General features: G+C 72.3%; 22 protein-coding genes. 11 read left to right on the forward strand and 11 right to left on the reverse strand.

Annotation, left to right across the window (positions count from 1 at the left end):
* Positions 1-40 precede the first annotated feature (40 nt).
* The 5 genes from AB0I89_RS16400 to nadA form a co-directional block, all read right to left on the reverse strand.
* Positions 41-5053, reverse strand: a complete 5013-nt coding sequence (locus AB0I89_RS16400) for a WG repeat-containing protein (protein ID WP_357126693.1) — start codon at positions 5051-5053, stop codon at positions 41-43.
* Between the two features lie 371 nt (positions 5054-5424).
* Positions 5425-5976, reverse strand: coding sequence for an XRE family transcriptional regulator (locus AB0I89_RS16405; RefSeq protein WP_357126696.1), 552 nt, complete (start codon positions 5974-5976; stop codon positions 5425-5427).
* Positions 5977-6132: 156 nt separating this feature from the next.
* A complete protein-coding gene (locus AB0I89_RS16410; RefSeq protein WP_357126698.1) occupies positions 6133-6726 on the reverse strand; it encodes a DUF3043 domain-containing protein in 594 nt (197 codons plus the stop codon).
* A 114-nt stretch (positions 6727-6840) separates the two neighbouring features.
* Positions 6841-8196 carry a UDP-N-acetylglucosamine 1-carboxyvinyltransferase gene (murA, locus tag AB0I89_RS16415; protein ID WP_203177790.1) on the reverse strand — a complete coding sequence of 452 codons (1356 nt, stop codon included), beginning with the start codon at positions 8194-8196 and terminating at the stop codon, positions 6841-6843.
* 212 nt (positions 8197-8408) lie between these two features.
* Complete coding sequence (nadA, locus tag AB0I89_RS16420; protein ID WP_357126702.1) at positions 8409-9584, reverse strand: quinolinate synthase NadA; 1176 nt, start codon at positions 9582-9584, stop codon at positions 8409-8411.
* A gap of 68 nt (positions 9585-9652) precedes the next feature.
* Here nadA and AB0I89_RS16425 point away from each other — a divergent pair, with 68 nt between their 5' ends.
* From AB0I89_RS16425 to AB0I89_RS16435, 3 genes are all read left to right on the forward strand, one after another.
* Positions 9653-10792 carry a glycerate kinase gene (locus AB0I89_RS16425; RefSeq protein ID WP_357126705.1) on the forward strand — a complete coding sequence of 380 codons (1140 nt, stop codon included), beginning with the start codon at positions 9653-9655 and terminating at the stop codon, positions 10790-10792.
* A gap of 158 nt (positions 10793-10950) precedes the next feature.
* A complete protein-coding gene (erpA, locus tag AB0I89_RS16430) occupies positions 10951-11319 on the forward strand; it encodes an iron-sulfur cluster insertion protein ErpA (RefSeq protein WP_007463211.1) in 369 nt (122 codons plus the stop codon).
* A gap of 151 nt (positions 11320-11470) precedes the next feature.
* Entirely contained in the window at positions 11471-12448 is a 978-nt protein-coding gene (locus AB0I89_RS16435; RefSeq protein WP_357126708.1) for a carbohydrate kinase family protein, read from the forward strand.
* 113 nt (positions 12449-12561) lie between these two features.
* On the opposite strand, the gene AB0I89_RS16440 is transcribed toward AB0I89_RS16435, so the two are convergent.
* A complete protein-coding gene (locus AB0I89_RS16440; RefSeq protein ID WP_355049374.1) occupies positions 12562-12795 on the reverse strand; it encodes a sulfurtransferase TusA family protein in 234 nt (77 codons plus the stop codon).
* Positions 12792-13943: an aminotransferase class V-fold PLP-dependent enzyme gene (locus AB0I89_RS16445; protein ID WP_357126712.1), complete on the reverse strand. Its 1152-nt coding sequence runs from the start codon at positions 13941-13943 to the stop codon at positions 12792-12794. The genes AB0I89_RS16440 and AB0I89_RS16445 overlap by 4 nt, the downstream gene beginning before the upstream one ends.
* A gap of 230 nt (positions 13944-14173) precedes the next feature.
* Here AB0I89_RS16445 and coxB point away from each other — a divergent pair, with 230 nt between their 5' ends.
* The 3 genes from coxB to AB0I89_RS16460 all read left to right on the forward strand — a co-directional run bounded on the left by coxB (position 14174) and on the right by AB0I89_RS16460 (position 16079).
* A complete protein-coding gene (gene coxB / locus AB0I89_RS16450; RefSeq protein WP_357126715.1) occupies positions 14174-15145 on the forward strand; it encodes a cytochrome c oxidase subunit II in 972 nt (323 codons plus the stop codon).
* 9 nt (positions 15146-15154) lie between these two features.
* Entirely contained in the window at positions 15155-15580 is a 426-nt protein-coding gene (locus AB0I89_RS16455) for a cytochrome c oxidase subunit 4 (protein WP_357126718.1), read from the forward strand.
* A 292-nt stretch (positions 15581-15872) separates the two neighbouring features.
* On the forward strand, positions 15873-16079 hold the full coding sequence (locus AB0I89_RS16460) for a hypothetical protein (protein WP_357126721.1): 207 nt from the start codon (positions 15873-15875) through the stop codon (positions 16077-16079).
* Positions 16080-16460: 381 nt separating this feature from the next.
* Here the strand turns inward: AB0I89_RS16460 and trpD are convergent, their stop codons facing one another.
* The 3 genes from trpD to AB0I89_RS16475 all read right to left on the reverse strand — a co-directional run bounded on the left by trpD (position 16461) and on the right by AB0I89_RS16475 (position 19062).
* The gene (gene trpD, locus AB0I89_RS16465; protein ID WP_357126724.1) at positions 16461-17528 is read right to left on the reverse strand and encodes an anthranilate phosphoribosyltransferase; all 1068 of its coding nucleotides are present in this window, start codon (positions 17526-17528) and stop codon (positions 16461-16463) included.
* Positions 17529-17618: 90 nt separating this feature from the next.
* Positions 17619-18014 carry a hypothetical protein gene (locus AB0I89_RS16470; RefSeq protein ID WP_355049380.1) on the reverse strand — a complete coding sequence of 132 codons (396 nt, stop codon included), beginning with the start codon at positions 18012-18014 and terminating at the stop codon, positions 17619-17621.
* A gap of 109 nt (positions 18015-18123) precedes the next feature.
* Positions 18124-19062: a cytochrome c oxidase assembly protein gene (locus tag AB0I89_RS16475; RefSeq protein WP_357127301.1), complete on the reverse strand. Its 939-nt coding sequence runs from the start codon at positions 19060-19062 to the stop codon at positions 18124-18126.
* A 159-nt stretch (positions 19063-19221) separates the two neighbouring features.
* On the opposite strand from AB0I89_RS16475, the gene AB0I89_RS16480 reads away from it, so the two are divergent.
* From AB0I89_RS16480 to AB0I89_RS16500, 5 genes are all read left to right on the forward strand, one after another.
* Positions 19222-19821, forward strand: a complete 600-nt coding sequence (locus tag AB0I89_RS16480) for a heme-copper oxidase subunit III (protein WP_357126727.1) — start codon at positions 19222-19224, stop codon at positions 19819-19821.
* A 72-nt stretch (positions 19822-19893) separates the two neighbouring features.
* Positions 19894-20733, forward strand: a complete 840-nt coding sequence (locus tag AB0I89_RS16485) for a cytochrome c (RefSeq protein WP_357126730.1) — start codon at positions 19894-19896, stop codon at positions 20731-20733.
* A 64-nt stretch (positions 20734-20797) separates the two neighbouring features.
* Positions 20798-21901: a Rieske 2Fe-2S domain-containing protein gene (locus tag AB0I89_RS16490; RefSeq protein ID WP_355049384.1), complete on the forward strand. Its 1104-nt coding sequence runs from the start codon at positions 20798-20800 to the stop codon at positions 21899-21901.
* On the forward strand, positions 21898-23529 hold the full coding sequence (locus tag AB0I89_RS16495) for a cytochrome b N-terminal domain-containing protein (protein WP_355049385.1): 1632 nt from the start codon (positions 21898-21900) through the stop codon (positions 23527-23529). Before AB0I89_RS16490 ends, AB0I89_RS16495 begins: the two co-directional genes overlap by 4 nt.
* A gap of 194 nt (positions 23530-23723) precedes the next feature.
* Positions 23724-24404: a DUF4142 domain-containing protein gene (locus AB0I89_RS16500; protein ID WP_357126735.1), complete on the forward strand. Its 681-nt coding sequence runs from the start codon at positions 23724-23726 to the stop codon at positions 24402-24404.
* A gap of 70 nt (positions 24405-24474) precedes the next feature.
* On the opposite strand, the gene AB0I89_RS16505 is transcribed toward AB0I89_RS16500, so the two are convergent.
* Positions 24475-24762, reverse strand: a complete 288-nt coding sequence (locus AB0I89_RS16505; protein ID WP_355049387.1) for an Lrp/AsnC ligand binding domain-containing protein — start codon at positions 24760-24762, stop codon at positions 24475-24477.
* Between the last annotated feature and the right edge of the window lie 18 nt (positions 24763-24780).

Below are 24780 nucleotides of genomic sequence, written 5' to 3' on the forward strand. Positions count from 1 at the left end.
CGACCCTAACTCCGGTGGATCACGATCGCCGAGTGGCGGCTCAGAGCACGGGATTGGCGTCGGTCAACAGTCGGTCGATCTCCTCCAGCACCGCCCCGCGATCGGGATGCACCAGGTCGATCAGTGACGCGCCACGACGGTCCAGCGCGCCCCACCGACCGCCGCCGCTGACGAGGAACGCCACCGGGTGGATGACCACCACCGGGTACGACGGTGGCACCAGCACCGTGCCTGTGCGATCCACCACACCGCGCCGGCCGGCCACGTCGAAGACCGCGAGACCCTCCTCGGTGAAGCCGTCGACCGGCCCCGCGTCGGTCAACTCGGTGACGAAGGCGTGGTAGCGGGTCGGCACCACGATCCGTCCGGTCCGGTCGACCGCCCCCCAGCCCTCGCGCTTCACCGGGGCCAGTCCGCGGCGGAACGGTCGTACGTCGGCGAAGTTCGGCGGGACCTGCACCGCGCCCGTCGGGTCGATCGCCGTCCACCCGCCGTCGGTGACCACCCAGGCCAGACCGTCACTGAACGGACGCACCGCCCGGTACGACGGCGGGATCACCGTCGTACCCAACATGTTGATCAGCGACCACCGGTCGGTGTCCGGCCGCCGGACCCAGGCGAGCCCGTCGTGGAACGGCTGCGCCTCCGCGTACCGGGCGGGAACGGCAACGTTCCCGGCCTGGTCGGTGTAACCCCACAGCGGCCCGTCGCGGTCCGGCTGCGGGGGCCGGTCACGGTCGAGCACCTCGTCCCGACCCCGGGGGTACGGCCCGAAGCCGTCCGCCGCTCGCACGGTGACCGCGTCGAGGGCCACCCGCACCCGGTCCAGCAGTTCGGCGTCGGCCGCGCCGCGCAGATCGAGCGCCCGCTCGAAGTGGTGGCAGGCCTCCATCAGGCGGCCCTGGTCGTAACAACAGCGTCCGGCGTGCTCGTGCAGGGCGGCGCGCAACCGGTCGGGCAGCTCGACCGAGTTGGCCTCGGTGAAGAGCTGGTCGGCCTCGGCGAAGTCACCCCGCCACCGCAGCACGTGCGCCAGCCGCGCCTGTGCGAGCGCGGTCCGGCGCAGCTCACCGGTGGCCTCCGCGTACGTGAGGGCGAGGCGTCCGTCGGCCAACGCGTCGTCGAGGTCGCCGAGGATCCGCGAGGCCACCGCCCGGAGGCTGAGCAGCCGCGCGCGGGCCCGGTTGTCGATGGCCGTACCCAACTTCTCGGTCAGCCGCCGCCGGATGGCCCGCATGCCGTCCGGCTCGGTCAGCTCCTCGCGCAGGGTCACCGGGTCCAGCCGCCAGCGGTAGGCGGCCAGGACCTGCTCCGGGTCGCCCTCGTCGGACAGCGACGGACGCACCGGCCCGGTCGCCGTGCCCGGCGGCGCCGACACGGGCGCGTCCGCCTCGGACGGGTCACGCGGCCCGGGAATGACGACGGCCGGTACGGCAGACACGGCTTCTGCGGAGGCGGTTTCTGCGGAGGCGATCTCTGCGGGGGCGGCTTCTGCGGGGGCGATCTCTGCGGGGGCGGCTTCTGCGGTGACGGGTGGCGCGGGAGGGGTCGGGGACGCCGCTGGCGGCCCGGAGGCGGGCTCGGGGGCGACCGGCGTGGTAACCGGTTCGGTGGCGACGGGTGGCGCGGGCACGGGTTCCGCCGCAGCCGGTGGCGGGGGAGGGGGCTCGGGGGCGGCCGGTGCTGTGGTGGGTTCGGGGGCGGCGGGTGGTCCGGAGACGGGCTTGACGACGGCGGGCGGTGCGAAGGCTGGTTCGGGCGCGGGCGACGCGTAGGTGGGTTCCGGTGCGACATCGGATGTGGAGGGTGCCGTGGTGGCGCCCGCCACCATGCCGTCCGCCGTGCCCTCTGCCGTGCTCTCCGGCACGGGAACGGGTTCAGGCGCGGCGGCGGGTGGTGCGGAAGTGGGCGCCGCAAAGGCGGTCGTGGGTGTGGCCGGCGGTGCCGACACGGGCGTGGCCGGTGGTGCCGACACGGGTGTGGCCGGTGGTGCCGACACGGGTGTGGCCGGTGTGCTTGCCGCGACGGAGTCCGCGTCGACGGGCCACTTCGTTGCGGGCTCGGGTGTCGTGCGATCCGCCTCGGTCGACGGCGCGGGCTCCGCGTCGGTGCCCGGCGTGGCGGTCGACGGGTCCGCGGCGTTCGGCCCGCGCGACGACGACGGCCGGTCCGACGATTCCGGGCCGGCGGCACCGTCGACGGGCGGCGTGCTTCTGCGGGCGGCCACCTCGTCGGGGTCGTCCGCGGTGGACTCGCTCTGCCACTCCGACGGCTCGCCGGAGACCGGGCGGCGATCCCTGGCGGCTGCGCCGTCGGTCGTCAGCGGCTCGCGGCTGCTGGTGTCGCCCAGGTCGTCCGACCAGGCGGGCGGCGCGACCGCAGTGGACTCCGCCGGGGGACCGGACACGGGGTCCATCCCGGTCGGGGTCGGCTCGGCAGCGGGCGTCGCGTCGTCGACCAGCTCGCCGGACCAGGATGGACGCCCGGCGTCGACCGGCCCGATCGGCGGCGCGGAGACGGGCCGCGCGGCGGCGGGCGGCGCGGAGACCGGGAGCGCGGAGACCGGGAGCGCGGAGACCGGCGGCGCGGAGACCGGGAGCGCGGAGACCGACGCCGCGACGGCCTCGCCAGCGTCGGGTCGCTGGTCGGTGGCCGGGCGGTCGACCAGCGGTTCGGTCGACGCGATCGTGCCGTGCGGGTCCCCGGTCCCGGGTGGTGGCCCTGCCGGTACGTCGACGAGGGCTCGGTCCTCGGCCGTGGCGGCGGCCGTCGACGCCTTGTCGGTCGTCGGCGGCACCTCCTGATCGGGCTCCACCGGTTGGGTGCCTGGGCTGAACCAGGCATCGGGCCCCCGCACCGGTGCCGCCGCCGGCTCCGGGGTAACTGGCGCGGACGTCTCGGTGGGCGTCGGAGGCACGTAGCGACGCGGCACCCCCGGGGCGACCGGGAGTGACGGCTCGGCGTCGGGTGTGGAGGACCTCGGCGTCGCTGGGGTGGCGGGCGGTTCCGGTCGCCGCCAGGTCGGTGGCGGCGCGACCGGCGGGCGGCTGTCCGGGCCGGGGTAACGCGGCGCGGTGGTGGGCCGGGCGTCCGCGGTCGGCGCGGCTTCGGTAGGTCGCTGCTCGGGCCGGGGCGGCGACGCCGACTGTTCGTCCGCCGACGGGGGTTCCACCGGGGCGGGCAGGAACTCCACCCGGAGCCGCGCGGCCGGTGGACCGGAGATCGGAGCGTCCACAGCCGGCGAGACCGGCAGGCCCGACACCGGCCGGTCGTACTCCGGCCGGTTGTACTCCGGCCGGTTGTACTCCGGCCGGCCGGACGAGGTGGGCGGTCGCCGTTCGTGGTCGGCGGGCGCGGGGGAGACGGGCGTCGCCGACAGCGGTTCCTCCCACCCGGCGGCGGGCGAGACAGGCCGGTCCCGCCCGCGAGCGGCGGGGGACACAGGTGCGTCCCGTCCGGGGGCGGCGGGGGAGACGGGCGCGTCCCGTCCGGGGGCGGCGGGGGACACGGGCCGGTCCGACGGCAGCCGGTCGGTGCCGGGCGCGGCCGGGGAGACGGGTGTGGGCGGGACCGGGGTGGCCCGACTGTAGGTGGGTGACGCGCTCGCGGCGGGGCGGACCGGCCGCTCGTCGTACCGGCCAGGCTCCGTCGCTGGCCGTGCGGGGGCGGTCGGCGGCCGCGACCCCACACGCGGCTCGGTGTCGCGGTACGGCTCGGGCCGGTAGCCCGGCTCCCGGGTACGGTCCGGATGCACCGGGCCGGGCGCCGGCCAGGGCAGGCCGCCACCCGAGCGGGGCTCGCGGTAGGCCTCGTCGCGGCGGGTCTCTTCGCGGTACGGCTCCGGTCGGGCCGTCTCGCGCGGACGACGGTCCGGGTACGCCTCGGCGCGCGCTGCCGCCTCGCGGGGTTGCTGGCGGTGCGGTTCGACGTCGGGACGGCGGCGGTCGTCGTCGCGGCGGGGCTGCTGCTGCGGCGCGTCCGTTTCGGGGCGGCGTCGCCGTCCGCCCTCGGAGGTCTGGGGCGGCCCGTACATCTCGTCCGGGCGGCGCTGCCACTCGCCGGACCCGCCGGGGCCAGCCTCCACCCGGGACCGCTCGTCGGCACCGCCGCGCTCCGGCCGGCGGGCGTCGTCGGGCCGGCGCTCCGCACGGCGGACCTCGTCGTCCGGCCAGCGATCCGACCGGCGGGCGTCGTCGGGGCGACGGTCGGGCTGGCCGTCGGCCCGGTAGCGGTTGCGGCTGTCGATGGGCGCCCACTGGCCGGCGCCTTCGGCGGCCCAGCCGTCAGTCGGGCGGCTCTCGGGGTTCCGGGTCGGCCGGACGCCGTACCCGTCGCCGGGCTGCCGGTCGTGGGCGGCGGCCGGCCGCTCCGACGTGCCGCGTCGGCGCGGTGGCTCGTCGGGTTCGGACACCCATCCCGAGTCACCACGGGGGGCCGGGGAGTAGGGCCCGGGGGAGACCGGCGGTGACGTCGGGTACGCCCGGTCCCGGTCGGTCGGCTCGGGTCGGTGTCGGCGGTTGTCGTACCCATCGGAGGCGGGCTGCTCGCGGTGCCACGCGGCCTCCCGGCCGGGTGCCCGGTCGTCGCCGGGGCGTCGGTCGGACCAGGCGGTACGGCGGTCCGACTCGGGCGAGCGGCGCTCCTCGCGCCGGGGCGGCTCGGGGAGCGGCCGGCGGTACGGCTCATGGTCGTAGTACGCGGGCTCGGAGCGGCCGTGTCGCGACGAGTCGGGCGTCCGCTCGTCGCCGCGCGGCCAGCCGTAGGACTGGTCCGGCTCGTCGTCCGTCCGCCACCGGCCCTCGGGTTCGGCCGGAGGTTCGTCGGCCCAGGAGCGGCCGAGGTAGGTGCCGTCCGGGCGGGTCGGCGCGAGCGGGGGGACCTCGGCACGACCCACCGCGCTCGCCCGACCGCGCGGGGGCGGGGACTGGTGGGTGGCGCCGATGTCACCGGGGTAGCGCTGGCCGGGGAACTGGGGTTGCCATTCGGTGGTCGGTTCGACCACCCAGGACGGTTCGTTGGGATCCCGCCACCGGTCGGTGTACCGGCCGTTCATCCGTCGAGCCCGTCGCCACACCCGACCGTTCGGCCGCTCCCCGTCGACGGTGAGGTGGCGCTCCTGTCCCGCTGGCCGTTGGGCGTCCGGTCGCCGCCTGCCACGCTCCGGTGGCCGGCTCGCGTCCGCTCGCTCACGGCGTTGTCACCTCGTTGCACATTGTCGCGCTGGGGCCTCGCGTGCCGGTTGGGTCGCCCGTTCCGGCAGGGCGTGGCTGCGGATGGAGGGTAACGGCGCGGGCTCGTTCACCGCCACTGTGGCAGCGCCCACGAGCGCAAACGTTATCCGATGGTTCCGGACATTTAGGTCGATAACCGAATCTGACCTTTGACGATACCCCACCCGCCGCCCGAACGGACCGGAGCGCCGGGTCAGGGATGCTCCATGACGAGGACGGCGAACGTCCCGGGGACCAGCGCCTCGTACCGGTGTGGCAGGTCGCCGGGGAACGTCGCGTAGTCGCCCGGGCCGAGGTCGACCACGTCGCTCTCGGGGCCCACCCGCAGCCGTCCGGCGGCCACCACCACATGCTCCACGCTGTGCGGCGTGTGTCCGTCCGCCTCCCGGACCGCGCCCGGCTCCAGCTCGATCAGGTAGATGTCCCGACGTACCCGCGACGTTCCGGCGCTGAGCAGCGTCCCGGTGAAGTCGGCCCGCTCGGAGCGGACCCGGGGGCCCTCGCCGGCACGAATCACCCGAAGGTTGTCGGCCACCGGCTCCACGAGCCGGCTGAACGGCACGCCCAGCGCCACGCCGATTGCCCACAGCGTCTCCACGCTCGGGTCACCGGTCCCCGACTCCAGCGCCGAGAGCGTGGACTCGGGCGTCCCCGCCCGCGCGGCCAGCTCGGTCAGCGATACACCGGCCCGCTCGCGTTCGCGGCGCAGGGCGGCGGCGACGCTGGCCGATGGTTCTCCGGGCATGCGTGTTCGCTCCACTGGATCATCGTTCGCGGTCACGAACAACGGGGGCCTGTTCACCGTGCGGGACTACGCGCACGGTACAACGAACGGCAACCGCCCGACGTCCTTTGCCACCAACGCGGCCAGAGCGGGTGTCCCGGCGACGGGTCGCCGGGATCAGACCTTGTCGCCGAGCTTGACCGCGGGCGCCGGAGTGCGCATCCGCCGGAAGGTGATCGACCGCATCACGGCGTAGAGGTAGAGCGAGCCCATCCGCTGGTCGGTCTTCGGGAAACGCTGCCGGACCAACTTGCTGATCTTGCGGCAGATCAGCACCGAGTCGACGACCACGCCGAGGGCCAGGGCGCCCCAGAGCACGTTGGAGATCAACCGGACCACCGGCGGCATCGCGGCGTTCGAGCCGATCAGCACGATCAGCGCGCCGCCGAAGAACCAGGTGCCGACGGTACGACGGGAGTCGACCACGTTGCGCGCCAGCAGCCGCTCCGGGCCCCGGTCGCGCGGGCCACCCTCGCGGCGGAAGTCGGCGGCGGCCTCGGCGCGCAGTTGACGACGCCGTTCCCGCTCCTCCTCCTTGGTGAGGGGGCGGCTCGGGCCGGCCGGACGCCGGCCGACCGTGGGCCGCTTCGGCGTCTCCCGACCCTTGGCCGGGGTGTAGCCCCGGGAACGGTCGGCGGTCTCCTCGGGGGTCACCGAGGTGACGGCCTCGTCGACGAGGTCGGTGGACTTGCGGCGAAAGAGCGACGGCACGCGGCAAGGGTAGCCAACGGTCCGTGCCCGGTGCACATCGCGGTGCAACGGGCCGACGGCTCCAGGTCGCAGCGCGACCTGGAGCCGTCGGGATCGAACGATTGGTGCGGGAGGTTACGGGCGCTCGGCGTGCGCGCCCAGGTCGGCGAGCTTCGCCTCGAAGTCCTCGTAGCCCCGGTTGATCAGGTCGACGCCGTACACCCGGGAGGTGCCTTCGGCCGCGAGCGCCGCGATCAGGTGGCTGAACCCGGCCCGCAGGTCCGGGATGACCAGGTCGGCGGCGTGCAGCTTGCTCGGCCCGGCGATCACCGCGGAGTGCTTGAAGTTGCGCCGGCCGAAGCGGCACGGGGTGCCGCCGAGGCAGTCCCGGTAGACCTGGATGTTGGCGCCCATCGAGTTCAGCGCCTCGGTGTAGCCGAGCCGCTGCTCGTAGACCGTCTCGTGCACGATCGACAGGCCACGGGCCTGGGTCAGCGCCACGACCAGCGGCTGCTGCCAGTCGGTCATGAAGCCCGGGTGCACGTCGGTCTCCAGCGCCACGGCGTTCAGCTCGCCGCCCGGGTGCCAGAAGCGGATGCCGCCCTCCTGGCCCGGGTCGCCCAGCTTCGGCGCGCGGGCGTCGGTGACCTCGTACTCGCCACCGACGGACCGGAAGATGTTCAGGAAGGTCATCATGTCGGCCTGCTGGGCACCGAGGACCTCGACGTGACCACGGGTGGCCAACGCGGCGGCGGCCCAGCTCGCGGCCTCGATCCGGTCCGGGATCGGCCGGTGGGTGTACCCGTGCAGCTTCGGCACGCCCTGGATCTCGATCACCCGGTCGGTGTGGACCTTGATGATCGCGCCCATCTTCTGCAGGATGCAGATCAGGTCGATGATCTCCGGCTCGACGGCGGCGTTGCGCAGCTCGGTGACGCCCTCGGCCATGACCGCGGTCAGCAGCACCTGCTCGGTGGCGCCGACGCTCGGGTACGGCAGGGCGAACTTGGTGCCGTGCAGCCCGTTCGGCGCGGACAGGTGCAGCCCCTCGGGCCGCTTGTCGACGGTCGCGCCGAACTCCCGCAGCGCCTGCAGGTGGAAGTCGATCGGTCGCGGGCCGATGTGGCAGCCGCCCAGGTCCGGGATGAACGCGTGGCCGAGACGGTGCAGCAGCGGCCCGCAGAACAGGATCGGGATCCGGCTCGAACCGGCGTGCACGTTGATCTGGTCGGTGCTGGCGCTCTCCACGTTCGCGGGGTCGAAGACGAGTTCACCGTCCTCGGCGCCGTCGGTCACCTTGACGCCGTGCAGACCGAGCAGACCCCGGACCACCTCGACGTCGCGGATCTTCGGCACGTCGAACAGCCGGCTCGGGCTGTCGCCCAGCAGTGCGGCGACCATCGCCTTCGAAACCAGGTTCTTCGCGCCGCGCACGCGGATCCGCCCTTCGAGCGGAGTGCCTCCATGCACGACCAGGACGTCGTCGGTCAACGCAACCTCCAGCGCTTCGGTGCTGCTGTGTTGATGGTGGGGAGCGTGAACCTTGTCGCTACCCCGGATGCGGCCATATCGAAACGGCCCGCTCGCGTCGTCGCTCCGGCAGCATAGCCCTCGGTGACGAAAAAGGACTCGGTCAGACCGGCGTGTGTGGCATTAATCGGTGATCCGGCACTTTTGTGTACCAGGGACGTCACGGATCGTGGTCATGCGCCGGGCAGAGCGAGCATCTGGTCCAGCGCCACCCGCGCGTGGTGGGCGGTGTCGGCGTCCACCGTGATCTGGTTGACCACCCGGCCCGCGACCAGCTCCTCCAGCGCCCACACCAGGTGCGGCAGGTCGATCCGGTTCATCGTCGAGCAGTAGCAGACCGCCTTGTCGAGGAACATGATCTGCTTGTCCGGGTGGGCCAGGGCCAGCCGGCGGACCAGGTTCAGCTCGGTGCCCAGCGCCCACGCCGAGCCGGCCGGCGCCGCCTCGATGGTCTTGATGATGTACTCGGTCGAGCCGACGTGATCGGCGGCGGTGACCACCTCGTGCCGGCACTCCGGGTGGACCAGCACGTTGACGCCCGGCACCCGCCCCCGTACGTCGTTGACGCTGTCCAGCGTGAACCGGCCGTGCACCGAGCAGTGCCCCCGCCAGAGGATCATCTTGGCGTCGCGCAGCTGCTCCGGCGTGAGCCCGCCACCGGGCTTGTGCGGGTCGTAGAGCACGCAGTCGTCCAGCGACAGGCCCATCTCCAGCACCGCCGTGTTGCGGCCCAGGTGCTGGTCCGGAAGGAAGAGCACCTTCTGACCCTGCTCGAACGCCCAGTCCAGGGCGCGCTTGGCGTTGGACGAGGTGCAGACCACGCCGCCGTTGCGCCCCACGAAGCCCTTGATGTCCGCCGACGAGTTCATGTACGTCACCGGCACGGTGTCGCCCGCGATGCCCAGCTCGGTCAGCGTGTCCCAGGCGGCCTCGACCTGACCCAGCACGGCCATGTCCGCCATCGAGCAGCCGGCCGCCAGGTCGGGAAGGATCACCCGCTGGGTGCCGGTGGTGAGGATGTCGGCGCTCTCGGCCATGAAGTGCACGCCGCAGAAGACGATGTACTCCGCCTCCGGACGGGCCGCCGCCTCCCGGGCCAGCTTGAACGAGTCACCGGTCACGTCGGCGAACTGGATCACCTCGTCGCGCTGGTAGTGGTGCCCCAGCACGAAGACCTTGCTGCCCAGCTTCGCCTTCGCCGCCGTGGCGCGGGCCACCAGGTCGGGATCGCTGGGCGCCGGCAGGTCGCCCGGACACTCGACGCCGCGCTCGGTGTCGGGGTCGCTGCCCCGGCCGAGCAGCAGCAGAGCCGTCGCCGTGTTGGAGGGTTCCACCCAGGTCGAAGTCACGTAGCCCATGGTCCCACAGCACGAGCGCGCCGCAGCTCCGCTCGGTGTGTGCTGCCACACTGCTCGCCATGCGCGTGCTGCTCTGCCCGGACAAGTTCGCCGGCACCCTGTCCGCACCGGAGGTGGCCGCCGCGGTCGCCGCCGGTTGGCGCACCGTCACCGACACGGATGACCTGCTGATCCGGCCCCTCGCCGACGGCGGGCCGGGCTTTGTCCAGGTGCTCGCCGAAGCGCTCGGCGGCCGGCGGCTGCCGGTGTCGACGGTCGATCCGCTGGGCCGCCCGGCGGCGGGTGAGATCCTGCTCACCGCCGACGGCACGACCGCCTACCTGGAGAGCGCCCAGGCGTGCGGACTGCACCTGCTCGCCGCCGACGAGCGCGACCCGAAGGCCGCCACGTCGTACGGGCTGGGCCTGCTGGTGGCCGCCGCCGTGGAGAGCGGGGCCCGGACGGTGGTGATCGGGCTGGGCGGTTCCGCCACCAACGACGCCGGCGCGGGCATGCTCGCCGCGCTGGGCGCGACTCCGCTGGACGGGACCGGCGCGGCGTTGCCGTACGGCGGAGCCGCGCTGGCCGCGGTCGACGCGCTGGACGGCGTACCCCGGTTGCGGGACGCCCTGCTGGTCGCCGCCACCGACGTGGACAACCCGCTGCTCGGCCTGCACGGCGCGAGCAACGTCTTCGGTCCGCAGAAGGGCGCCGACCGGGCCGACGTGCTGCTGCTCGACGCCGCCTTGGAACGCTTCGCGGCGGTGCTGGAACGGGACCTGCCCGGCTGCCCGGCGGGCCTGGGCGCGCTGCCCGGCGGTGGGTCGGCCGGCGGCCTGGGCGCAGCCGTCCTCGCGCTCGGCGGCACCGTTGAGTCCGGTATCGGGCTGGTCACCCGCGCCAACCGGCTGGACGCCGCCCTGGACACCGTCGACCTGGTGATCACGGGGGAGGGGTCCTTCGACCACCAGTCGCTGCGCGGCAAGGTCGTCGCCGGGGTGGCCGGGGCCGCCCGGGACCGTGGGGTGCCCTGCGTGGTGGTCGCTGGCCAGGTCAGCACCGGTCGGCGGGAGGCCGCCTCGGCCGGGGTGACCGACGCCTACAGCCTGGTGGAGCACTTCGGCGGCGAGGAGACCGGCGGGCTCGCCGCAGCGCTGAGCCGCCCCGCCGACGGGCTGCGCGAACTGGGCGCCCGGCTGGCCCGGCAGTGGAGCCGCTGAGCGCGCGCCCCCGTCCCACCTGGGCCGGGTGCCCGCCACGCGGGTACGTCCGGCCGGGGCGGCGTACCATCGGAACCGGACCACAACCGGGAATCACTGGACGGCGTACGACGTTGGCCAGTGCGTCCGGACCCAAAACCGCGCAGGGAGACTTCCACGTGACCACGCCAGCGCAGACCGAGTCGACCGAGGCCCAGGCCCCTACTTCCGTCGTCCTCACCGACGTCGCGGCGCAGAAGGTCAAGGCCCTGATCGAGCAGGAGGGCCGCGACGACCTGCGGCTCCGGGTCGCGGTGCAGCCGGGCGGCTGCTCCGGCCTGCGGTACCAGCTCTTCTTCGACGAGCGGTCGCTCGACGGTGACGTCGTCACCGACTTCGGTGGCGTCGAGGTCGTCGTCGACCGGATGAGCGCCCCCTACCTGTCCGGCGCGACGATCGACTTCGCCGACCGGATCGACGCCCAGGGCTTCACCATCGACAACCCCAACGCGGGCAACTCCTGCGCCTGCGGCGACTCGTTCAACTGAGTCACGCACCACACCAGCGATGACGGGGCCGTCCCTTCGGGGGCGGCCCCTTCGTCGTGGCGCGCTGGTTGCCGTCGCCCGACGGACCGGACACGCCCCGGTTACCGGGCCGGTAGGCTGACCGCGCCCCGCTCCCGACCCTGAGGTTGACATGAAGATCGCCGTGACCGGCTCGATCGCCACCGATCACCTGATGAGCTTCCCGGGTCGCTTCGCCGACCAGCTCATCGCCGATCAGCTGCACAAGGTTTCGCTCTCCTTCCTGGTGGACGACCTGGTGCTGCGCCGCGGTGGGGTGGCGGCGAACATCTCCTTCGGCATGGGGCAGCTCGGGCTGCGTCCGGTGCTGCTCGGGGCGGTCGGCGCGGACTTCGCCGACTACCGCTCCTGGCTGGAGCGGCACGGCGTGGACTGCGACTCCGTGCACGTCAGCGAGGTGGCGCACACCTCGCGATTCGTCTGCACCACCGACACCGACATGTGCCAGATCGCCTCGTTCTACGCGGGCGCCATGAGCGAGGCGCGCAACATCGAACTGGCCCCGGTCGCCGACCGGCTCGGCGGGCTGGACCTGGTGCTGGTCAGCGCCAACGACCCGCAGGCGATGCTGCGGCACTCCGCCGAGTGCCGCACCCGCGGGTACGCGTTCGCCGCCGACCCCTCCCAGCAGCTCGCTCGGATGCCCGGCGAGGACGTGGTGGCGCTGATCGAGGGCGCCGAGTACCTCATGACCAACGACTACGAGAAGTCGCTGCTGCAGAGCAAGGCGCAGCTGAGCGACGAGCAGTTGCTGGACCTGGTGAAGGTGCGGGTCACCACGCTGGGCAAGGACGGCGTCGAGATCGCCGGTCGGGGCATCGACCCCATCCACGTACCCATCGCCCGGGAGATCCGGGCCGTCGACCCCACGGGTGTCGGCGACGGCTTCCGGGCCGGTTTCTTCACCGCGCTCTCCTGGGGTCTTGGCCTGGAGCGGGCCGCCCAGGTCGGCTCGCTGCTGGCCACGCTCGTCCTGGAGACGGTCGGCACCCAGGAGTACGACGTACGCCGCGACCTGTTCGTCAAGCGCCTCGCCGAGTCCTACGGCGACGTGGCGGCAGAAGAGATCCGCCCCCACCTCCTCCCGTAACCCTCACCCTCACCCTGACCCCGCGCCGATCTTGCACTTTGTGTCGCCGTTTCGCGGCTTGTGTCCGCTCTTGTCGGCACCGAAAGTGCAAGATCGGGGGAGGGGGGTGGGGGTTAGTGGGTGCGGCGGATGTCGTAGGCGGGGCCTTCGGGGCCTGTTAGGGCGCCTAGGTACTCCTGGCCGCGCATGCGGCACCAGGCGGGGAGGTCGACCGCTGCCGCCGGGTCGTCGGCCAGCACCCGGACGACCGTGCCGACCGGCACCTGCGGCATCCGCCGGGCCGCCGCGATCACCGGCAGCGGGCAGCGCTGACCCCGGCAGTCGATCACCTCGTCCGGCATCGTCACAGCCCGACCACCCCGGCGTCGGCCCGCAGGCCGGCGACGATCCCGGGCAGCTCGGTGAGGAACCGCTCGACGTCCTCGTCGCTGGTGTCCCGGTGCAGACTGACCCGCACGTTGCCGTGCGAGAGCACCCCCATCGCCTCCAGCACGTGCGACGGCCGCAGCGTGGACGACGTGCAGGACGAACCGGACGACACCGCGAACCCCCGTCGGTCCAGCGCGTGCAGCAACGTCTCGCCGTCCACGTACAGGCAGGAGAACGTCACCAGGTGCGGCAGGCGCAGCACCGGGTCGCCGACCACCTCCACGTCGGGCACCTCCGCCGCGACCCGCGCCCGGATCCGATCCACCAGCGGGGACAGCCGGGCCGCCTCGGCGGCCGCGTCGGCCGCCGCCGCGCGCAGGCTCGCCGCCGCCGCCACCACCGCGGGCAGGTTCACCACCCCGGGGGTACGACCACCCTCCCGCTCGTCGGCCGGCCACGGCGACTCCCAGCGGGTGCCCTTGCGCACCGCCAGCAACCCCACCCCGGGTGGCCCGCCCCACTTGTGGGCGCTGGCGCTGAGCACCGACCAGCCGGCCGGCAGCGGCACCCGTCCGACCGACTGCGCCGCGTCGACGTACAGCGGAACCCCGGCGTCCGCGCAGACGGCCGCCGCCTCGGCGACCGGCTGCACGGTGCCCACCTCGTGGCTGGCGCTGATCAGCGCCGCCAGCGCGACCCCGGGAGCGCCGACGGCGTCCGACCAGCCGGTCAGGTCCAGCCGGCCCATCCGGTCGACCGGTACGGCGGTGGCGGCGCCGCCGGCCGAGACGTGCCGCTCGGCGGCGTGCAGGACGGCGGAGTGCTCGATCGCCGAGTGCACCAGCGTCGCCCCGACCCGACGCCGTCCCGCGAGCGCGCCGAGCACCGCGCCGTGGGCTGCGGTCGTACCGCTGGGGGTGAAGGACAGCTCGTCGGCGCGGACGCCGAGCGTCTGTGCGGCGGCCTCGCGGGCGGCGTCGAGCAGTTGGCGCGCGCGGCGTGCCTGGCCGTAGAGCTTCCCCGGGTCGGCCCAGCCGTCCTCCAGGGCCGCCAGCAGCGCCTGCCGGGCGACCGGATGCAGCGGCGCGGCCGTCGCCGCGTCCAGGTAGACCGAAGAGGCGCTCACGGCGCCGCCTTCTGCTCGCGACTGCGGGGCTCGCAACCCCGGCTCACTCCTCGCACTCACGGGTCCCCACGCTATCGCGACGTTATGCCCAGGATCCCCCCGATGGGGGCGGACAGTGACCCCACCACGGCCGAGTCCGTCATGGTCGAGTAATCTGCGACCGTCGGTGACGCCTTTGCCGCCGGTGCTGACGAACGACGCACCGCGGCGCGCTAGGGAGGCAGGACCAGGTGGTCGCAAGGAGTTCGGAGGTACGGCCGTCGGCCGTACGGCACGGTGCTGCCCCACGGGTCGGTGGACGCCGGGGACGTGGTGCCGGTCGGCTGGCCGGGCTCGGTCTCGGGGGCGTGGCGCTGCTGGTTCTGCTCACGGGCTGTGACGTCGGCAAGACGTTCGACGGCTTCGGTTGGCCCCAGGGCGGCATCACGCCCGAGTCGCACCGGATGTACGACCTGTGGATCGCCTCCTGCGTCGCCGCGCTCGCGGTCGGCGTCTTCGTGTGGGGCCTGATCTTCTGGTGTGTCGTGCGGTACCGCAAGCGTGGCAACGCGCTGCCGGTGCAGACCCGCTACAACCTGCCGATGGAGTTCCTCTACACCATCGCGCCGATCCTGATCGTCTCCGTGCTCTTCTACTACACGGCGATCGTGCAGACCGACGTCGACAAGCTGTCGAAGAACCCGGACGTCACGGTCGAGGTCGTCGCGTTCAAGTGGAACTGGCAGTTCAACTACCGCGACGGTCAGGGCACGGAGGCCAAGACCACCGCGTCGACGCTCGGCACCAGCGAGGTCATCCCGGTGCTCGTGCTGCCGACCAACCGGTCCATCCGGTTCGAGGAGACGAGCCGCGACGTCATCCACTCCTTCTGGGTGCCGGAGCTGCTGTTCAAGCGGGACGTCATGCCGGGCAAGATCCGTAACGTCTTCGAGGTCTCCAGCCTGGACGCGGAGGGCGCGTACGTCGGCCGCTGCGCCGAGCTGTGCGGCAGCTACCACGCGTTCATGAACTTCGAGCTGCGGGTCGTGTCGCCGGAGAAGTACGACCAGTTCCTCGCGGCCAAGCAGGGTGGCAAGTCCACCCAGGAGGCGCTGGCCCAGATCGGCGAGGAGCCGTACGCGCAGACCACGAAGCCGTTCGACACCCGACGGACGCAGAGCAACTTCAACCCGGACGACGCTCCGGCCGGCACGGGAAGCTGAGGCAGCCGCATGAAGACCGAGTGGCGTATCTTCCTGATCATCGCCGGGTTCCTCTTCGGCGCGACCATCCTCTACGGCGCCTGGACGCACGGTGAGTCCGGCAACATCGAGTGGGTGGGCACCGTCGCCCTGGCGCTGTCGTTCCTGCTCTGCTCGATGTGCGGTGGCTTCTTCTGGTTCGTCTCCCGCCGTATCGACCTGCGCCCCGAGGACCGGGCCGACGCCGAGATCGCCGACGGCGCCGGTGAGGTCGGCTTCTTCAGCCCGGGCAGCTACTGGCCGTTCGGTCTGGCGCTGGCCGCTGCGATCGCCGCGCTGGGCTTGGTGTTCTGGCAGTTCTGGCTGATCGGTCTCGGCCTGGTGGCGGTCGTCTTCGCCGCCTGCGGCCTGCTGTTCGAGTACTACAGCGGCACCCGGCGCACCGCCGAGCACTGATCGACGAGATCGCGTACCGCCACGGAGGCCCGCACCCCGACCGGGGGAGCGGGCCTTCGTCGTGAGGCGCGCTTGATCGACCCGGGTTCCCGGAATTCGGGGTGTCCGGGTGGCCCGAACACCCCGCCTTCAGTGATGTCGGGGTGGATCACCCGAGGCGGCGCGGTCCGGGGGCGGGCGCGGAGATTTGTCGGACCCGCGTGGGAAACTACAGGCGAGTAGTTCTCCGCTTCCGTTGTGCGTCGTTGTCACGTTCCGGGGGCGGGTCGCCTGGAGTGAGAGGAGACGCCCGATGTCGCACCGCGATCTCTACTGCGACGTCTGTGCGGGCGTGACGCCGTTCGAGGCGCCGCCCTGCGTCGACGGCCACGGCAGCGACTGTCCCGAGCTGGTCTGCGCCGGTTGCGGCGCGGCCGTGGTGATCACCACGTTCGTCGCGCCCGTCACTCGGCTGGCCGAGCGCCGACGCCGCCAGCCGTCGCGCCGCCACGCCGCCTGACGCACGGCACCGCCGCCTGACGCACGGCACCGCCGCCTGACGCACGGCACCTGACGCCGCGCCGCCTGACGCACGGCACCCGCCGCCGCGCCGCCTGACGCACGCCGCCCTCGGCCGCCCGGACATCGCGGCGACCGACGCGACGCCGTGCCCAGATCGCCGATGCGGCGGTGTCTCGCTGTGCTGTCGCCGCAGGTCGCCGATGCGGCGGTGTCTCGCCGTGCTGTCGCCGCCAGATCGCCGATGGGGCGGTATACCGCCGCGCCGACACCCCCGCGTCGCCGAGGTGGGGGCATTCCGTCGTACTGTCGCCCCCCACCTCCCCTACCTGGTCAGACGCGGCCGCGCGTGCCGGCCGATCCGGTGGGACGGGCGCGCGGATCAGGCGGTGGTCGCGGCCTCGGCCGTGGTGGTCGCGGTCTCGATCCAGCGCTCCAGGACGCCCGCCGCCGCGCCCGAGTCGATCGACTCGGCGGCGCGGTCCAGGCCGGCGCGCAGCGCCTCGGTCAGGTCGCCGTCGAGCGGCCCCTGCGTCGCGAGCGCCGCCGCCGCGTTGACCAGGACCGCGTCGCGCACCGGGCCGGTCTCACCGGCCAGCAGGCGACGGGCCACACCGGCGTTGTACGCGGCGTCACCGCCGCGCAGGTCACTCAGGGTGGCCCGGGGTACGCCCAGGTCGCTCGCGTCCAGCACGGCCTCTCGTACGGTGCCGTTCTGCGCTGCCCAGACCCGGGTCGGCGCGGCGGTGGTGAACTCGTCCAAGCCGTCCTCGCCGCGCATCACCAGCACCGAGTCGCCACGAGCGGCGAACACGCCGGCCATCACCGGGGCCATCCGCGCGTCGAAGCAGCCGACCGCGCCGGCGCGGGGTCGGGCCGGGTTGGTCAGCGGGCCGAGGAAGTTGAACACGGTGGGGACGCCCAGCTCCCGGCGGACCGGCCCGGTGTGCCGCATGCCCGGGTGGAAGCGGGCGGCGAAGCAGAATCCAATGCCCGCCTCGGTGACGCACCGCACGATGACGTCGGGGTCGAGGTCGAGCGGGACGCCGAGGAACTCCAACAGGTCGGCGGTGCCGCAGGAGGAGGACGCGGCGCGGTTACCGTGCTTGACCACCCGGACACCCGCGCCCGCGACGACAAGCGCGGCCATGGTGGAGATGTTGACCGTGTGGGCGAGGTCACCGCCCGTGCCCACGACGTCCAGCGCGGTGGAACGCAGCTCGTCGGGCAGGTCGACGGGGACGGCCCGGCTCAACATCGTCTCCACCAGGCCGGCCAGCTCGGCCGAGGTCTCACCCTTGGCCCGCAGCGCCACCGCGAAGCCGGCCACCTGGGCGGCACCCGCCGAGCCGGCCATGATCTCGCCCATGGCCCAGGCGGTGTCGCCGGTGGACAGCTCCTCGCCGCGCAGCAGCGAGTTGAGCAGGTGCGGCCAGGTCCGATCGCCCATGGCGGGCCTCCCGAGCGTACGAAGTGCGGGTGGGCTGGAACCGGCGCAGGCTCGGCCGGCGCCGTGTCGGTGCCGGTTGGCGCGGGGACGTCAGGCGGGTGCGTGGGTCCGCAGCAACTCGGCCACCGTGCTGCCGGTGGTCACCGGGTCGAGCGGGTGCACCAGCGTCGCGTCGACCTCGGCGTACGCGGCGAGCCATCGGTCCGCGGCGCGGGCGATCACGAGGCAGGTGGGAGGCGCGTCGTCCCGGTCGTCCTTGATCTGCCGGGCGATGCCGATGCCGCCGCCGGGGCTGGCCTCGCCGTCGAGCAGCAGCAGGTCGATCTCGTAGTCGTCGACCAGCCGGATGGTCTCGGCGTAGGTCGACGCGTCGACGAACTCGATCCGCAGGCCGGGCGCGGGCCGGGTGCCCACGGCGAGCCGCATCCGGTCACGGACCTGCGGGTCGTCGCTGTAGAGCAGGACGGTGCACAGACGCTCACTCATGCCGACACTCCGCTTCCAACCTCGTAGCTGCCCGCCGATCGTACCGGCCGACGTGACGTACCTGACACGCCGCCCGCTTCCCGCGCGTCGGGCGTGCCGTCTGCGCAGCTCAGGCCGTCGGGGCTTCGGCCGCGCGCTCGCGCGCCTCCTGGCGGTCCAGCTCGCGGTCGACGCGGCGGGCCTCCCGCTCGGACTGCTTGACCCACTGCACGACCAGCACCGCGAGCATGGTGACGCTGACGAACTCGCCGCCGGCCCAGAGGATGCCGCCGGCGACCACCTGGTCGGCCTTCGGGTCGGACCAGCTCAGGTTGAGCGACGGGTACCAGTCGCCGCCGAAGAGCGTGGTGCTCTGCATGATGGTGAGCCCGAGCACGGTGTGGAACGGCACGGAGAGCAGCATCAGCAGCGCCCGCGCCGGATACGGCCAGCGGCCGGGCAGCGGGTCGAGGCCGAGCAGCGGCCAGAAGAACACGCAGCCGGTCATGATGAAGTGCGCGTGCACCAGCTCGTGCGCCCAGGCGTGCTCCAGCGTGAAGCGGTACAGGTCGCTGAAGTACAGCGCGAACGGGTTGACCACGAAGATGGCGAACGCCACCAGCGGGAAGCTGTAGACCCGGGCGATCCGGCTGTGCACGATCGCCAGGAGGCGTTTGCGCGGCCCGACCGGCAGGGTCCGCAGGGCCAGCGTCATCGGCGCGCCCAGCGCCAGGAAGATCGGCGACACCATGGAGAGCACCATGTGCTGGACCATGTGCACCGACAGCAGCGCGGTGTCGTAGGCGTGCAGCCCACTGACCGTGACGAGCGCGATGCCGCCGAGGCCGGGGCCGAGGAAGAAGACGGTACGGGCGACCGGCCAGCGGTCGCCCCGGATGCGCAGCCGGTGCACCCCGTACAGGTAGAGGCCGGCGGCGAGCACCAGGCCGAGGGCCAGCCAGCTGTCCAACCGGGTCTCGGTCAGCACCGCGCCGATGGTGAACGGTGGCGGGGTCGCCTCGGCCCCGGCGGCCAGCGTCGACGGGCCCGCCGAGGTGGCCGCGAGCACATCGGCCGGGAGGGCCGAGGTGGCGGCGAGGATGGGATCGACGTGCAGCACGCTTTTCAGGCTAGGCCAGGCGAACCGGACCCTGACGCCCGGGCCACGGAAGGCGCAGGTTTGCCACCCCGCTGATCGCCGGCCCCGGTCAGGGGCAATAATGACGGCGTGACTGCGGCCCCAGCCATTGACAAGAGCCGGATCCACTCTCTGACGCGACCCAACATGGTCAGCGTGGGGACGATCGTGTGGCTCTCCAGCGAACTCATGTTCTTCGCGGCGCTCTTCGCGATGTACTTCTCGATCCGCGCGGCTGCGCCGGAGCAGTGGGAGAAGCACACCGAGTCGCTGAACATCCCGTACGCGACCACCTTCACGGTGATCCTGGTGCTGTCCTCGGTGACCTGCCAGCTCGGCGTCTTCGCGGCGGAGAAGGGTGACGTGCACGCGCTGCGCCGCTGGTTCACCGTCACCTTCGTGATGGGCCTGATCTTCGTGCTCGGCCAGGTGAACGAGTACCGCCACCTGGTGGAGGACGGCGTCAGGATCAACGCCGACGGCTACGGCTCGATGTTCTACCTGACGACCGGTTTCCACGGCCTGCACGTGACCGGCGGTCTCATCGCCTTCATCATCTTCATGGTCCGCACGACCATGGGCCGGTTCACCCCGGCGCAGGCGACCTCGGCGATCGTCGTGTCGTACTACTGGCACTTCGTCGACGTCGTGTGGATCGGCCTGTACGCCATGATCTACTGGCTTCAGTGATCTTGGCGCGTCACGAACCGCGCCGCTGCTCCGTCCCCTGAGACAAGGTCCAACCGGTTAAGGACACAGCTCATGACTTCTGACAACGACCGCCGACGCGGCCTGCTCGCGCGGTTGCGCGGGCGGCCCGCCGCGCGCAGCAGGGGCCGCCGCCGGCTGGGCGCCGCGGTCCGGCTGATCGCGGCGCTGATGCTCGCCGGCGGCGCCTACACCGTCTTCGCGCCCGGTGCGCAGGCGCAGGACAATCCGCCGCTCACCGGCGCCGCAGCCGAGGGCAAGGCGCTGTTCGACGTGAGCTGTGTGACCTGCCACGGGCGCAACGCCCAGGGCGTCGAGGGCCGCGGGCCGAGCCTGATCGGCGTCGGCGCGGCCTCGGTCGAGTTCCAGGTCAGCTCGGGCCGGATGCCGCTGGCCCGCCAGGAGGCCCAGGCGCACCGCAAGCCCCCGGTCTTCACCGACGAGCAGACCCGGCAGCTCGCCCAGTACATCCAGGAACTTGGCGGCGGTCCGGTCGTCCCGGGCACCGAAGAGGACCTGCACAAGAGCGGCAACGTCGCGGCCGGCGGCGAGCTGTTCCGGATCAACTGCTCGCAGTGCCACGCCTTCGGCGGTGGCGGCGGTGCGCTCTCCTCGGGCAAGTTCGCCCCGAGCCTGCACCCCGCGACGGACCGGCAGATCTACGCGGCGATGCTGAGCGGTCCGCAGAACATGCCGGTGTTCGGCGACAACCAGATCACTCCGGAGCAGAAGGCCGACATCATCGCCTACATCCAGGAGACGCTGAAGACCGACCAGGACCCGGGCGGGTTCAACCTCGGTCGGTACGGGCCGTCCACCGAGGGCCTGGCGATCTTCCTGGTTGGCATCGTGGCGCTCGTGTTCGCTAGCCTGTGGATTGCGGGTAAGTCGTGACCGAGCGGATCTTCAGTTCCACCGCCGTGGTGCCGCTCGGCGCCACCCGTAGCGAGGTGACGGCATGAGCACGCACACCGAGCACCAGGCCTCGCAGGGCCCGGAGCCGCTCGACGTGAACGACCCCAGGCTGAGCCGGTTCGACATCGTCCGCGAGGGCGCGCGTCGGGACGACATCGAGATCGTCCACTACGAGCCGCAGGTGCTGCCGGGCACCAAGGCGGAGCGTCGGCTCACCCGCGTGGTGGCCGGGTTCTTCCTGATCACCGGTCTGGCGGCGACCGCCTTCCTGGCCATCTACATCTGGTGGCCGTGGCAGTACGAGCCGGGTCGCGGCGGCGACAAGTTCTACACGCCGCTGCTGGGCGCCACCCTCGGCGTGGCCCTGCTCGCCGTCGGCTTCGGCATCCTGACCTGGGGCAAGAAGTTGCTGCCCAAGGAGGTCTCGATCCAGGACCGGCACGAGGGCCAGGTCGACTCCGAGGGTCGCACCATCACCGGCCAGACCATGCTCTACCTGGCCGACGAGATGGGCATCAAGCGTCGTCCGTTGCTCGGCATCTCGCTGCTGGCCGGTCTCGCGCCGGTCGCCGCGGTCGCGGCGGCGCCGCTGGTCGGCGGCCTGATCTCCCAGCCGCACAAGAACAACCAGATGTTCACCACCGGGTTCGCCCCGACGGAGAACGGGCAGAAGATCCGCCTGGTCCGCGAGGACGGCCGCCCGGTGCGCCCGGCGGACATCAGCGCCGGTGGTCAGCTGACCGTCTTCCCCGGCATCGAGCACGGCGTGAGCAACCGGCACGCCGACTCGCCGACGTTGCTGATCCACCTGCGCGACGCGGACGCCCAGAAATCCCGCGAGGCCAACTCGCGCCCCGGCGAGACGCAGAAGCACCACAAGGACTACATGTGGGGCAACTACGCGGCGTTCTCCAAGATCTGCACGCACGCCGGCTGCCCCGCCAGCCTCTACGAGCAGCAGACCAACCGGCTGCTCTGCCCGTGCCACCAGTCCCAGTTCCTGATCACCGACAACGCCCGGCCCGTCTTCGGCCCGGCCAGCCGGTCGCTGCCGCAGCTGCCGATCGAGTTGGACTCCGAGGGCTTCTTCGTGGCGAAGTCCGACTACACCGAGACCGTCGGGCCTGATTTCTGGGAGCGGCCATGAAGCGTCGAAAGTTTGACCTGGCGGCCACGCCGGGCAAGGCCGCGGCGGGGGTGGACGACCGCTTCGCGGTGGCCACGCCGCTGCGCAAGCTGCTGAACAAGGTCTTCCCGGACCACTGGTCGTTCCTGCTGGGCGAGATCGCGCTGTTCTCGTTCATCGTGCTGTTGCTGACCGGTGTGTTCCTGACCTTCTTCTACGAGCCGGCGATGACCGAGGTGGTCTACGACGGCAGCTACGCGCCGTTGCAGGGCACCCCGATGTCCGCCGCGTACGCCTCCAGCCTGGACCTGTCGTTCGACGTCCGGGGTGGTCTGGTGATGCGGCAGATGCACCACTGGGCGGCGCTGCTGTTCATGGCCGCGATCGTCGTGCACATGCTGCGGGTGTTCTTCACCGGCGCCTTCCGCAAGCCGCGCGAGACCAACTGGATCATCGGCTCGCTGCTGTTCTGGGTCGGCTTCCTGGCCGGCTTCACCGGCTACTCGCTGCCGGACGACGGCCTGTCCGGCACCGGTCTGCGGATCGCCTCCGCGATCATGCTGTCCATCCCGGTGGTGGGCTCGTGGGTGACGTCGTCGGTCTTCGGTGGCGAGTTCCCCGGCACGATCATCATCAGCCGGTTCTTCATCGCCCACGTCCTGTTGATCCCGGGCCTGCTGCTCGCGCTGATCAGCGCCCACCTGGGTCTGGTCTTCAAGCAGAAGCACACCCAGTGGCCCGGCCCCGGCCGGACCAACAACAACGTGGTCGGCGAGCGGATGTTCCCCCGCTACGCGCTGAAGCAGGGCGGCTTCTTCATGGTCGTCTTCGGCGTCATCGCGCTGCTGGGCGGTCTGTTCCAGATCAACCCGATCTGGCTGTTCGGGCCGTACGAGGCGTGGGTGGTCTCGGCCGCCAGCCAGCCCGACTGGTACGTCATGTTCCTCGACGGCTCGACGCGACTCATGCCGGCCTGGCAGATCAACATCCCGATCGGCGACGGGTACGTCATCCCGCCGCTGTTCTGGCCCACTGTCGTGCTGCCCGGCATCCTGGTCGGCCTGTCGACGATGTACCCGTTCCTGGAGGCCCGGCACCTCAAGGACCGCAAGAGCCACAACCTGCTCCAGCGGCCCCGTGACGTTCCGGCCCGTACGGCCGTGGGCGCCATGGCCGTCGCCTTCTACATCGTGCTGACGCTTTCGGGTGCCAACGACGTGATCGCCGACAAGTTCCAGATCAGCCTGAACGCGATGACCTGGGCCGGCCGGGTCGGTCTGCTCGTGGTTCCGCCGCTGGCGTACTACGTCACCTACCGGCTCTGCCTGGGTCTGCAGCAGCACGACCGGGAGGTGCTCGCGCACGGCGTCGAGACCGGCATCATCCGGCGTCTGCCGGACGGTCGGTTCATCGAGGTCCACCAGCCGCTCAGCGCGTCGAACGGGCACGCGGACGGCCACGGTGAGCTGGAGTACGTCGGCTGGGTGGTACCGAAGAAGATGAACCGGCTCGGGGCCCTCGGCCCGGCGGTCCGGGGCTTCTTCTACCCGATCGAGAAGCCGGTCGAGGCGCCGGTCTCGCCGGGTCACCCGCCGGTCGAGCCCCGGGGAGATCGTGCGGAGATCGGCAGCGGCGAGAGCCGCCGCTAACCTCCCGACAGCACCGTCACGTGACGCCCGCCGGACTTCCGGCGGGCGTCACGCCGTTTCCGGTGTCCGGTCGCCCAACCGAGCAGGAGTCGGACGGGCACGGCGGGACCGGTCGACCCCGCGCGCCGGGCGATCGCAGGAATAACCCCCGTGAGCCGGGTATCCGTGCGATCCAACGTCTCTAGGGGGGAAGCATGTTGGGTCTCAAACGCCTCGGCCTGTTGGCCGCGCTGGTGCTGGTGGGTGTCGCGCCGGCAGCAGCCGCCCAGGCGGCGGCACAGCCGTCGACGCAGGACACCCAGTACCTGCAGGCGGTGCACCAGGTGAACCTTTTCGAGATCACCGCCGGTGACCTGGCTCAGCAGAAGGGCCAGAACCAGGGGGTCAAGGACCTGGGCGCGATGTTCAAGACCGACCACACCCAGCTGGACCAGACGGTGCAGCAGACCGCGTCGCAGCTCAACGTCCAGCTGCCGAACGAGCCCACGACCGATCAGCAGGCGGTCATCGACAAGCTGAACAACGTCAGTGGGACGGAGTTCGACCGGCTCTGGGTGACCAGTGAGCTGGCCGGTCACGTCCAGGCCATCCAGGCCACCCAGACGGAGATCTCACAGGGCTCCGAGCAGTCGGTGGTCCAGTTGGCCCAGACCGCCCTGCCGACGCTGCAGGCGCACTACGACGAGCTGGTCCAGCTGGCCAACCAGTTGGGCATCCCGGTCCCGCAGACCAGCGCCAGCGGCACGCCCAGCCCGGGCACCTCGTCGCCGGCTCCGGGTGGCGTCACCGAGTCGCCGGCTCCGAGTGGTGGGATCACCGAGTCGCCGGAACCGGGCCTCGGCACCACCGAGCGGCCCGCTCCCAGCGAGAGCTGATCTCGCGGTAGCGCGACGGCCGGTCCACCCCACGCGGGGTGGACCGGCCGCGGCGCATGCGGGCTGCGGGTCAGTCGGCGTCCGCGAGGCCGATCGCGAACGTCTCCTCAAGGTCGAGCTTCGAGTACGCCCGGAACGCGATGTGCGACTCCGTGTTCAGCACACCCGGCACCTTGGAGATGCTGCCCGCGATGACCTGCGCGATCTGGTCGAACTCGCGGACCCGGACGATGGCGATGAGGTCGACGTGCCCCGCCACCGAGTAGACCTCGCTGACGCCGGGGACGTTGGCCAGGGCATCGGCCACCTCGGGGATCGCGTCGGTGGCGCAGTCGATCAGCACGATCGCGGTGATCACGGGGCACTTCTCCGTTCG

The sequence above is a fragment of the Micromonospora sp. NPDC049801 genome, from assembly GCF_040656575.1.
Taxonomy (GTDB): domain Bacteria; phylum Actinomycetota; class Actinomycetes; order Mycobacteriales; family Micromonosporaceae; genus Micromonospora.

Bases quoted from the DNA above. Each gene is read 5' to 3' on its own strand.
- AB0I89_RS16495 (WP_355049385.1), top strand. From the start codon at position 21,898: ATGAAGCGTCGAAAGTTTGACCTGGCGGCCACGCCGGGCAAGGCCGCG.
- AB0I89_RS16485 (WP_357126730.1), top strand. From the start codon at position 19,894: ATGACTTCTGACAACGACCGCCGACGCGGCCTGCTCGCGCGGTTGCGC.
- AB0I89_RS16460 (WP_357126721.1), top strand. From the start codon at position 15,873: ATGTCGCACCGCGATCTCTACTGCGACGTCTGTGCGGGCGTGACGCCG.
- AB0I89_RS16455 (WP_357126718.1), top strand. From the start codon at position 15,155: ATGAAGACCGAGTGGCGTATCTTCCTGATCATCGCCGGGTTCCTCTTC.
- AB0I89_RS16435 (WP_357126708.1), top strand. From the start codon at position 11,471: ATGAAGATCGCCGTGACCGGCTCGATCGCCACCGATCACCTGATGAGC.
- trpD (WP_357126724.1), bottom strand. From the start codon at position 17,528: ATGGGCGATCGGACCTGGCCGCACCTGCTCAACTCGCTGCTGCGCGGC.
- AB0I89_RS16405 (WP_357126696.1), bottom strand. From the start codon at position 5,976: ATGCCCGGAGAACCATCGGCCAGCGTCGCCGCCGCCCTGCGCCGCGAA.
- AB0I89_RS16490 (WP_355049384.1), top strand. From the start codon at position 20,798: ATGAGCACGCACACCGAGCACCAGGCCTCGCAGGGCCCGGAGCCGCTC.
- AB0I89_RS16470 (WP_355049380.1), bottom strand. From the start codon at position 18,014: ATGAGTGAGCGTCTGTGCACCGTCCTGCTCTACAGCGACGACCCGCAG.
- AB0I89_RS16400 (WP_357126693.1), bottom strand. From the start codon at position 5,053: ATGAACGGCCGGTACACCGACCGGTGGCGGGATCCCAACGAACCGTCC.
- AB0I89_RS16425 (WP_357126705.1), top strand. From the start codon at position 9,653: ATGCGCGTGCTGCTCTGCCCGGACAAGTTCGCCGGCACCCTGTCCGCA.
- AB0I89_RS16500 (WP_357126735.1), top strand. From the start codon at position 23,724: ATGTTGGGTCTCAAACGCCTCGGCCTGTTGGCCGCGCTGGTGCTGGTG.